Consider the following 203-nt stretch of genomic DNA (forward strand, 5'->3'; position numbering starts at 1 on the left):
ATAGCCGCCGATGCGCAGGCAGGTTTCGGTGCCGGGAATGTAGAAGTAGCCGGCCCCGTACACGTCGCAGATCTTGACGTATTCAGCCGGTTCCGGCTCGGCGACGGTCACCGCGTCGGCGGCGCGAGCACCGGAAACTGCGATCAGGGCCGCAGCTGAGCCGAGAAGAAGGCTCTTGATGTTCATTTTCTGACCTCCAGTCA

The 203-nt window shown here is 62.1% G+C and carries 1 protein-coding gene; it reads right to left on the bottom strand.

The window, feature by feature from the left end; genetic code table 11:
• Positions 1 to 186, bottom strand: a 186-nt coding sequence (locus EOA32_RS38230; protein WP_189407776.1) for a porin, incomplete at its 3' end; no start/stop codon positions are given.
• Positions 187 to 203: the final 17 nt, after the last annotated feature.

Origin of the sequence: Mesorhizobium sp. M1A.F.Ca.ET.072.01.1.1, assembly GCF_004023325.1 — a bacterium.
GTDB lineage: Bacteria > Pseudomonadota > Alphaproteobacteria > Rhizobiales > Rhizobiaceae > Mesorhizobium.